This window comes from Acetobacter syzygii (assembly GCF_000964225.1).
GTDB lineage: Bacteria > Pseudomonadota > Alphaproteobacteria > Acetobacterales > Acetobacteraceae > Acetobacter > Acetobacter syzygii.
The window spans coordinates 1-9,723 of record NZ_BAMZ01000015.1; the positions used below are offsets into that span (position 1 = coordinate 1).

Below are 9,723 nucleotides of genomic sequence, written 5' to 3' on the forward strand. Positions count from 1 at the left end.
CGCCCGCGCCATCACTCAGCTTTGGGGCGATGTGGTCGCGGAAGAGGGGAAGCGGAAGGTTGGGCAGAAGGCACTGGCATAGCACCAAGTTACAATAGCCTTGTACCCGCGCGCGGTTTTTGGCATAGCTCCTCTACCGTTGCGCGGGCTACGCAGATACCGCTTGTACCCGGTACCTTTTTACGGTAGTTTTTCCTTACTCTCTCATAATTCTGTCAGCCGTCCTTTGGGGCGGCTTTTTTGTTGGTGACGCCATGAACACGCTGTTGCTTGACCGGACAACGTGGGACCTGCTGCTTGACCATGATGGAAACATTGCCGTGGCCTCCAGCGCTTATGCAGTTGGGCAGGACATATCCTCTGCCGTGCGCGTGTTTCAGGGCGAGTGCTATTACAACACGGATCTGGGCTTGCCCTACCTCAGCAATATACTGGGCAAAAGCCAGTCACTCCCCGTGTATCAAACGCAGGTAGAGCAGGCAGCCCTAGCGGTGCCGGACGTAGCAGAGGCCCACTGCATGGTCTCTGGCCTCAGTTATGACCGCGCGATTTCCGGCGCAATTCTTTTCACCACCACAGACGGGACCACAAGCAATGTCGGGCTCTGATTACGGCACAACATCAGTCCCCGCGCCATCCTTTACGGATGCGGGCTTTGTGGCCCCGGCTGAGAGCGATATGCTCACCGGCGCTCTGGCGGACCTTAACGCGGCCATGGGTGGCAACCTTAATACGGGCCTGTCCACGCCACAGGGCCAGCTTGCCATGTCGCTCACGGCCATTCTGGGCGATGCCTATGACCAGATGCTTGCCATCTTCAATGGTGTGGACCCGGAGCGGGCCTTTGGACGGTTGCAGGATGCTATTGGCAATATCTACTTTATCAGTCGCAAGGGTGCGACAGCTACGGTTGTTGGCGTAACCTGTGTGGGCGCAGCGGGCACGGTTGTGCCAGAAGGCACGCTCATCCAAGATGGCAGCGGCAACTATTATGCGGCTGATGGGGCCATAACGCTGGATGCGACCGGCACGGGCACGGGGTCATTCTCCTGCACGACCAAGGGCGTTATCTATTGCCCAGCCAACAGCGTATCCGTTTACCAGTCTGTTACGGGCCTGACCTCAGTCAGCAACCCGGCCGCAGGCGTGACTGGGAGTGCGGAGGAAGGGCGGCAGGAGTTTGAGGCCCGGCGCGCGGCAACGGTGGAGGGTAATGCCATTGGCTCCCTCAATGCCATTGCTGGTGCAGTGCTGGCCGTAGATGGCGTGACCGATGCCTACGTGACCGACAACAGCACCGATGCAGCGGTAACGACTGGCGGCGTTTCCGTTGCGGCCCATAGCCTGTATGTGTGCGTCAATGGCGGCACGGACGAGGCAGTGGCGCTGGCGATCATCAGCAAAAAGCCACCCGGATGTGCGTACACCGGCACAACCAGCGTGACCGTGACTGACCCGAACAGCGCATATCACACGCCCCCGACCTATGCCGTGCAGTTTACGCGGGCAACGGATACACCCGTATATTTCTCCGTCACGTTGGAGAAAAATAGCGGCGTTCCCTCAACTGCGGCAACGGATACACAGGCGGCAATTCTGGCGGCGTTTAATGCCATGGAGGGGTCGCAGATCGGACAAACCCTTTATGCCAGCAGCTTTTATTCTGCCGTGGCAGCGCTCGGTTCATGGGTAAAAATTATTGAGATCACCATAGGTACCTCAAGCCTGCCGGTCGGGTTTACGGCGTCCATGAATATCGACCAGATCCCAACGCTTGAGGCGGCAAACATCAACGTATCGGTGGACTGATGCAGGACGTAAGCCAGACCATTCTGTCTCAATACGCCAACAGCCCCGCTCTGTGCTCGATTATCGAGGCGTGGAACCAGATGCTGGACCCGTCCACGCAGATAGACGACTGGTATAATCTGGTCTGGAACGTGCAGACAGCGCAGGGGTATGGGCTGGATGTATGGGGGCGGATTGTTGGGGTGTCCCGCATCCTCAATATCGCATCTGTCAAATACCTTGGCTGGCGCGAGGCAAATGACCTGACGGAAGAGGGGTTTGACCAAGCGCCCTGGTATCGTGGTGTGGACGCGACCAACAATTACCGCCTGTCCGATGAGGGCTACCGGCAGCTTATTTATGCCAAGGCGCTTGCAAACATATCAGATGGCTCAATCCTCTCGCTTAACGCAATCCTGACCACACTGTTTGCGGGGCAGGGCGATGCTTATGTGCAGGATAACGGCGACATGAGCATGACGTATGTTTTCAAGTTTGTGCCAACTGATGTGCAGGTCAGCATTATTCAGAACAGTGGCGTTCTGCCCCGACCAACGGGCGTTTCCGTGGCCTACTCCATACAAAGTGACTGAACATGAAAAGCACAGATGACCGCAAGCTGTTTGGCACGCTCATTGGAGCGGACGCGGCTACGGGCAACATTGCCACCATCCCCGCAACTCAGGCGACCTCAGGCGATGGCACGGCATCCATAGCCCTTGGGTTCCCACCGGAAACCTTTGTCGCGCGCGCGGCAGGTGGCGAACCCCCACGCGGGCAGGATATGAACGGTCTGCTCAACCTGCTCTCCAGTGCCATACAGGTATTTCAGGCGGGCTACCTTGGCCCGTTTGATGCGACCTTTGCGCAGGCCATTGGCGGATACCCCGCAGGGGCCATTGTTTGCGGCAGCACGGCTGGGACTTTCTGGGTCAGCACGGCGGATGCCAATGTTTCCACCCCCGGCGCGTCTGGTGCTGCATGGCAGTCCCTGTTTGCAGGTTATGCCACGGAATCGTGGGCAACGGGCAGCTTCATCTCCGCCAGCTATGGTATTTCGCAAACCGGCGATTACGCAGGGCGCTCCCTGTTTATGCGCGGGAGCAACCCCATTTTTGGCTATACTGGTGCTAGCGGTATGGTGTGGATTTCGCTGCCCACGCTTGACCAGCTAACGGCGGAAATATCCGCACGTCAGACGGCAGATGCAACACTCCAGACAAACATTAATGTCGAAGTAGCCACCCGGCTAGCGGCAGACAACGCCCTACAGGCAGCACTCAACACGGAAACAACGCAGAGGCAAGCTGCTGATAGTGCGCTCCAGACAAACATCAATACTGAGGCCACTACGCGCGCATCCGCTATAACCACCCTTACGACCAACCTTGAGGCGGAAACTACGGCGCGTGCAAATGCTGATGCCGCTCTGCAATCAAACATCACAGCAGAGGCGCAGGCGAGGGTTGCGGCGGATAATGCGCTTAATTCTGCCAAGGCTAATCTAGCTGGCGGGAACAGTTTTACCGGCACGCAGGCCATTACGGATGGCAACCAGTTTACGACCAAGGGGAATTACACTTCTACGTCTGGGCAGTCCTACGACACGTATCTGGCGCGCGGCACATCACCGAGCGGGACTGAATATCAGGTGGCGCTCAGGGAATATGCGGGATCGCATTTTTCCATTCTGCATTACATCTACGATGGCACCAATTTTTCCGTCTACGAACTTCCGCAGACCGCGTACAACGGGGGGCGTCTGATCTGTCCGGCGGGAACGGGGGCTGTGCTGTCCGACCTGCCCACATCCGGCACGCTTGCCGGTGGGTATTACACAAAAATCGGCAATGTGCTGACGCAAAACTTTACTGTTTCAGTGAGTGACGCGGATACAGTCACATTTCCCATGGCGTTTTCTGCAACGCCTGTCCCTCCTCAAATCACCATTGGGCAGCGGGTTGATAGGGATAATGCAGTTTATAACGTAACGGCCTCAGGTTTTCAGGTTTACATTGTGGGGTCTGGTCCTGTCACAATCACTGTGTCGGTAATGGGTGAGTAATATGACAACATCAACCACAACGTCATGGTGGGCCACAAGCTACCCTGACCGCTACTATGCCTATGCCAACACCACCGTAACACTTGGGGATGACCCAACCGTTGGATGGGTGGACGTTGCCATGTTCTCATCCGCTCCGGCATGGCTCCCTGCTGCGTCTGATATGATTGCGCTGACTGACACAGAGTGGAGTGCGCGTAGTCTGGTCAACCAGATCATCAAGGATGGCAAGGTGCAGACCTACGTGCCGGAGACCACGGCTGCAACGACAGCCAGCACCACTACGGCAACGACAAGCACGGCGTCATAGCCTCACTTTTCCTAACAGATCCACCCTGACCGCCCTTTGAGGCGGTTTTTTTATGACTGGTGACCGCATGAAACGGATACTCGCCTCCACCGCCCTGCTTGCGCTTTGGTTGCCTGCCTATGCAGACGATGCAAGGATTGCGATTACAACGGCCAGTGGGCAATCTGCCCCGGTCACGCTGACCGCTCCCGTTTGCGGGGTGGATTCCTCGGGCGCTCCCGTTATTTGCGGGGGAGGGGGAAGCGGCAATCTTGCATACAAGGACGCTAGCGGGCAGTACCAGACCATACTTCCGGTTGTGCCGGTGTGCAGCGTGACGGCTGACGGCATACCGCAGACCTGCAACTTTTCCAGCGGTACCACGGACCTTAGCGCCTACCTGACCAAGACGGATGCACAGGCGGAATACTCGCAACTGGCAGCGCAAAACAGCTTCACAGCGGAGCAGCATTTTGCTTATGCCTACTTTGCTGACCCTGACAACAATGTGCAGCGAGACGCAAAGTTTGGCGATAAGGGTATTGCGGTCGGGGGCGGCACAAAAACTGACACACTGACCGTCACAGGAGACGCCAGTACCGGCGCGCTGACTGTCACGGGCAATATCGCGGAACAGGGCATTCCCACATTCACGAACAGTTCCGGTCAGGTCAACGGGCAGATCACCGGCAGCACGGTGAAGTGGTATCTGAACCGCAACTCAAACCGCACCTACACGATGCTGAACACCTACACCACGGGCGGGTGGGTGCCGTTTATGTTCAACGATGACGGGACGCTATCCACGACCGTTGGTACGATGGCGAACCTTGGCGCTGACGTGGAGTTTACCAAGACTCTAACCGTGGATGGCGTTACGTCCGTGCCTGACACCACGACCACGGACAGCACCAAGTCAGCCCTGAATACCGAGAGCGCAGCCGCCCGGTTCGTGAGCCAGACCACGGCAGCATCCATCTATGAGACCATCGCGGGGATGGCGAATTATGCGCTGGCGACCAATGGCACGCTGACCACGCCAAGCATCACGCAGCCATCCGTGGACGGCGGGAAACTCACTACGGACGGCAACGGCAACATCATCCTATCGGGCATCAACGGCATCAAGTTTGGTGGTCTCGAATGGATGAATTACAATTCCACGTATAACTACATCGCGGTGAATGGGAATTTTGAGGTCACAGGGACGGTTAATGTCCCCACTCGGACGACTGGCGATAACCAAGGGTATGCAGCCACAACCGCTTTCGTCCAAAATACCCTGAACGCAGAGCGCGGGTCTGTCACGGGCGATCTTTCTGCCTCTGGAAGTTCCCTGACCGCAACCCTCGGCACGTCCGGCCTGCAATTCGTCATGTCGTATTCCGCAGCAGGAACCGGCTCACTCTCCGCTGTGTCCACGTCTGGCAGTCTGACTCCCGTGGATATTTACGAAACAGCGGCTTGGGGCACGACTTCTTTCAAGGGCTTCACTCTCGATAGCGGCACCATCACCACAACGGCCACCGTGATCGACAGCACGTTTTACCTCACGTCCAATGCATGGGGAACGTACCACGTTGGCGTTGGTGGACACCTCTACGTCGTAGATATTTTCGGCTCCGGGGCCGGGAAGCGCACCACTATCGCGTGGCGCAAAGAAAGCTAAAACCCCTCCACAGGATAATTTGAGCATGACTGAAACACAGTGCGCGGGAACCTGCGCGGCTGATGATGATCTGCGCGTGATCGTGGACAGCCACGCCCGCCGCCTTGATGGGCTGGAGGACGATGTGGACACACTCAAGTCTGGTCAGAGCGCCATGATGGAGAAGTTGATCTCCGTTGAGGCCCAAGGGCAGGAGCGGGAGCGGAACCGGGCCGTGGAGGCATCGGACACACGCAAGGCGCTGACGGACCTGACCAAGCAGATTGCCGAACATACTGGCGCGCAGAAGCGCCAGAACCAGATTGCCGAGGACAGTTTGAGGCGATGGCGCAAACTGGCTGTGGTTATCGGGCTGGTCTGCACCATCGGGGCGGCTGTTGGCTCCACGCTGCTTTCCGATCAGGAGGTGGCTAGCACCATCTGGGTGCATTGGCTGCACCTGCGCGAGCCGTGGGATGCGGTGCAGGGAGGACAGGCCAATGCTGCAATCCTCTCTACTCACTGACCCCTTGCAGGTCGCGGCCCGCACCGCATGGGGCGAGGCGCGGGGGGAAGGACCAACCGGGATGCAAGCCGTTCTGTGCGCGGGCATGAACCGGCTGGCCCGACCTGCTTGGTGGGGGCGCGATATTTGTAGTGTGTTCCTGTGCCCCTGGCAGTTCTCTTGCTGGAACACGACTGACCCCAACCGGGCAAAGCTGCTCGCCGTGACCAGTACGGACCCGCAGTTCCAGACTGCTCTTGCACTGGCCCAGCGCCTTGTGAGCGGAACCCTTACCGACATCACCAGCGGGGCAGATAGCTACTATGACACGCGCCTTCCGCACGCGCCTGCATGGGCTTCTTCCCGCTTCTATCGCTGCACGATTGGTCACCATGCGTTTTACCGCGTGGGGCCTTTTGGAGAAGGATAACCCCATGTCTGAAACATCAGGCAAGAAAACTGCTGTTGTGAACACAGCTAAGGTGGCTGGCATTGCGGCTCTTTTGCCAAGCCTGTTTTCCGCCCTGCCGCAGAATATCGCCCTGATTATCGCCACGACCATGATTACGTGCGCGGCCATCACGGCGTCTGTTCCTGCGCCCACGCACAACCGGGTTCTCATCACACTGTATCAGGTAGTCCGCGTGATTGGCCTCGGGGTCAGTTACGCAGTCCCATACATGGCTACGCATCTGGTGAAGGGTGCACCCACTGCGCCAACAGCCCCACTGGCTGGCCCCGGATCTATTGTTAATATCCCCAAGGACACCACGAAATGACCGATCTTTCCCGCCGCAACTTCCTGCGGACCTCTGCGCTGCTCGGTGCTACCGCCCTTACAGCCTGCACCGTTGCAACCAGCGGTAGCACTACCACTGTTACACTCAACACGGCCAAGGTTAAGGCTTACGGGCAGGCGGGCATTAACGCCATCGCCACGATTCTGAGCGTGACAGCTATTGCTACGGCAATGGGCGCTCCGGCTGTAGCGGCTATTGAGGCGGCAGGCACGGCGCTTTCTGCTGCGCTGGCTTCGTTTTCCACCGCCACCAACGGCACGCTGACCATCTCGTATGACGATTCGAGCCGAAAAACCGAAGTGGATACGATTCTGGTGGATATGAACGCTGTTGCCTCGGCCCTGCGTTCTGGCCTTACGGCTGCCCAGTCCACCGTGACAAGTAAGGTCATTGATACCGCCATCACCGTCTTCAATGGCCTACTGACCGTGCTGGATGCGTTCATGGGCGTTCTGGGTATCAGCCTTTCCAGCGTGACGGACGCGCAGGAGGCTACTGCGCTCAAGACGTTGGGAGTCACTCAGTGACGCCAGACTTCGAGTGCGGCGCAATTGCCGGGGGCGCGTTTGTCGGCCTTGGCACGCTCCTTCTGGCGCTCATATGGCGCTGGCGGGCGAGCGCGGGCAGTTTCTGGGGACAGCTTACGAAGGGGCAGGATGATGCGGATTAAGGCCTTGGGCTGCCCGGCACTCACCTTTCTGGGGATGAAAGGAAAATAATTAATGGCATGTATAAATTTTCCTATGATGAATTTGGCTTGCGGAGACTGCCTGGAGATTCTTCCAGGTATTGAAAAGAGCAGCATCGATCTTGTTTTAGCTGACCCGCCATATGGTACAACAGCGTGTAAATGGGACTCAATAATTCCCCTAGATGCACTCTGGCTAGAGATTCGTCGGGTTCTATCTCCGGCTGGTCTTGTTGTGATGACTAGCGCCCAACCATTCACAACCGCCCTGATTAACAGCAATATGCGTGATTTTCGCTACGATCTTATATGGGAAAAGCCATTAGCGACTGGCCATCTAAACGCAAAAAAAATGCCGATGCGCGCACATGAGAGTATTTGCGTTTTTGGACACGGAAAAACGTATAATCCTCAGAAAACAGTGGGCCATAAACGGGAAACCAGAACGGTAGCCAGAGGATCGACTGATCGCTGTTACGGTAGTCAGTCAGGGACAACATCTTATGATTCAACGGAGCGTTACCCTAGGAGTGTTGTAGTTTGCGGGAAAGACCCTGACCGCCATAATGGCGTTAAGGGGCTACACCCTACGCAAAAACCACTATTGCTTATGGATTACTTGGTGAAAACCTATTCAAACGAAGGCGATACGGTTCTGGATTTCTGCATGGGAAGCGGCACGACGGGAGTATCTTCTTTGCGCAACAAGCGCAATTTCATAGGGATCGAGAAAGATCCTGCTTATTTTTATATGGCGAGCCAACGCATGGAAATGGCGTGCCAGATTAACGAGGGGTGACGATGCGCCTCCTTATTGTCTGGGCGCTTTCCTTTTCTTTATCTGCCTGCTCCAGCGTTCCGCTACAGGCCAAGCGCGATCTTGTCGGTATGGCCCGGTCTGACCTGATTGCCTGCGCAGGGGTGCCGGATAATGTTGCGGCTCTACCGGACGGTGAGGTGTTGCAATGGCGGCAGGACCAGCAGGTGCAGGGGCCGTTTACGATCAAGGGGCCGATGTCGCTGGAACTGGACCTATCCGGCCACGGGACGTGCCACTTTGTCGCCCGGTTGCGGCAGGGGCGTGTGGCGCAGGTGGAATACACCGGGCCAAGCGGCACGCTGCTGGGGCCGTATTCGGCCTGTCGGCCTTTGGTGCTAGCTTGTGAGCGGTATGTGCGGAAAGGCTAGACCAACGGCGCTCATGGGCGGCGGAGAGCCGTTGGCTTGGCTGCTATAGCATGGGGATTGCGGCGGAAGTGAGGGGACTGGAACTATTGGGGATTTCCCAATGGTTGGCGGGTTCCCACCGCCAGCGGGCATTGAAATCTGTCCGGGGATTCCATTCAGATATTCTCAGCCCTCTGCGCCGTATGCATCCGACGACTACCAAATTGCCGATGGGCATTTATAGCGCCCAGAGCGGCGCGGGTCTGGCACCCGCCAGCTATCAAGGATTACTTGACGACTGGAACCTGAAACTGGTTGCCGTCTCTCCGGCTGTCACGGCATACGCCTTCCGTTCTCGGCTCCCTCAAGCGCCCCTATGGGCAGCTACCCCAACAGGAAACGCTGTCTCGGGATGTTGCTACGGGCCGGGCTTGATACCGGCTATCGCTGACGGTGCCTTTACGGAACCCGTATTAGGCGTCCCAGTGCCTTTCTGGTCCTCATCCGTCTAGCACGCTTGCTCTCGGCTGGTGAGCCGCATGTTCTCGCTTAGGAAGAGCCATCTCCCGCGTGTCCATCCACGCCGCCGCAGCCCGGTTAGGGTAGTACAGGTTTGGGGTGTTGTACAAGGGGGATTGTCAGCGCAATATATGTGGAAAATCAGTGTAGTTTATGTGGTCGTGCAAAATTAAGCGCAGAAAATAGCCAATTCCACTATCCAGTCCACAAAATTGACATGGTAGGGGTCACAGGTTCAATCCCTGTTGCGCCCA

At 57.2% G+C, this 9,723-nt stretch carries 14 protein-coding genes; all 14 read left to right on the forward strand.

Going from position 1 to position 9,723, the window contains the following annotated elements:
- Positions 1-189 (forward strand): hypothetical protein (locus tag Absy_RS12615; RefSeq protein ID WP_219810133.1); only part of this gene is annotated, 189 nt, incomplete at its 5' end.
- 65 nt (positions 190-254) lie between these two features.
- Positions 255-608 (forward strand): hypothetical protein, encoded by a 354-nt coding sequence (locus tag Absy_RS06945; protein WP_048854022.1) that lies wholly within the window; start codon positions 255-257, stop codon positions 606-608.
- A complete protein-coding gene (locus tag Absy_RS06950) occupies positions 595-1,809 on the forward strand; it encodes a baseplate J/gp47 family protein (protein WP_048854023.1) in 1,215 nt (404 codons plus the stop codon). The genes Absy_RS06945 and Absy_RS06950 overlap by 14 nt, the downstream gene beginning before the upstream one ends.
- The gene (locus tag Absy_RS06955) at positions 1,809-2,381 is read left to right on the forward strand and encodes a DUF2612 domain-containing protein (protein WP_048854024.1); all 573 of its coding nucleotides are present in this window, start codon (positions 1,809-1,811) and stop codon (positions 2,379-2,381) included. Before Absy_RS06950 ends, Absy_RS06955 begins: the two co-directional genes overlap by 1 nt.
- A 2-nt stretch (positions 2,382-2,383) precedes the next feature.
- Positions 2,384-3,853 carry a hypothetical protein gene (locus Absy_RS12740; RefSeq protein WP_052945720.1) on the forward strand — a complete coding sequence of 490 codons (1,470 nt, stop codon included), beginning with the start codon at positions 2,384-2,386 and terminating at the stop codon, positions 3,851-3,853.
- Position 3,854: 1 nt separating this feature from the next.
- Positions 3,855-4,163, forward strand: coding sequence for a hypothetical protein (locus Absy_RS06965; protein WP_048854025.1), 309 nt, complete (start codon positions 3,855-3,857; stop codon positions 4,161-4,163).
- Between the two features lie 52 nt (positions 4,164-4,215).
- Complete coding sequence (locus tag Absy_RS06970) at positions 4,216-5,811, forward strand: hypothetical protein (RefSeq protein WP_048854026.1); 1,596 nt, start codon at positions 4,216-4,218, stop codon at positions 5,809-5,811.
- Between the two features lie 25 nt (positions 5,812-5,836).
- Positions 5,837-6,316 carry a hypothetical protein gene (locus Absy_RS12745; protein WP_048854027.1) on the forward strand — a complete coding sequence of 160 codons (480 nt, stop codon included), beginning with the start codon at positions 5,837-5,839 and terminating at the stop codon, positions 6,314-6,316.
- On the forward strand, positions 6,291-6,725 hold the full coding sequence (locus tag Absy_RS06980) for a cell wall hydrolase (protein WP_048854028.1): 435 nt from the start codon (positions 6,291-6,293) through the stop codon (positions 6,723-6,725). The genes Absy_RS12745 and Absy_RS06980 overlap by 26 nt, the downstream gene beginning before the upstream one ends.
- 4 nt (positions 6,726-6,729) lie before the next feature.
- Positions 6,730-7,074 carry a hypothetical protein gene (locus Absy_RS06985; protein WP_048854029.1) on the forward strand — a complete coding sequence of 115 codons (345 nt, stop codon included), beginning with the start codon at positions 6,730-6,732 and terminating at the stop codon, positions 7,072-7,074.
- Positions 7,071-7,622, forward strand: a complete 552-nt coding sequence (locus Absy_RS06990) for a twin-arginine translocation signal domain-containing protein (protein ID WP_048854030.1) — start codon at positions 7,071-7,073, stop codon at positions 7,620-7,622. Before Absy_RS06985 ends, Absy_RS06990 begins: the two co-directional genes overlap by 4 nt.
- The gene (locus Absy_RS06995; protein ID WP_158319843.1) at positions 7,619-7,765 is read left to right on the forward strand and encodes a hypothetical protein; all 147 of its coding nucleotides are present in this window, start codon (positions 7,619-7,621) and stop codon (positions 7,763-7,765) included. The genes Absy_RS06990 and Absy_RS06995 overlap by 4 nt, the downstream gene beginning before the upstream one ends.
- Positions 7,766-7,817: 52 nt before the next feature.
- Positions 7,818-8,582 carry a DNA-methyltransferase gene (locus tag Absy_RS07000; RefSeq protein WP_048854031.1) on the forward strand — a complete coding sequence of 255 codons (765 nt, stop codon included), beginning with the start codon at positions 7,818-7,820 and terminating at the stop codon, positions 8,580-8,582.
- A 2-nt stretch (positions 8,583-8,584) separates the two neighbouring features.
- On the forward strand, positions 8,585-8,971 hold the full coding sequence (locus Absy_RS07005) for a hypothetical protein (RefSeq protein ID WP_048854032.1): 387 nt from the start codon (positions 8,585-8,587) through the stop codon (positions 8,969-8,971).
- Positions 8,972-9,723 lie beyond the last annotated feature (752 nt).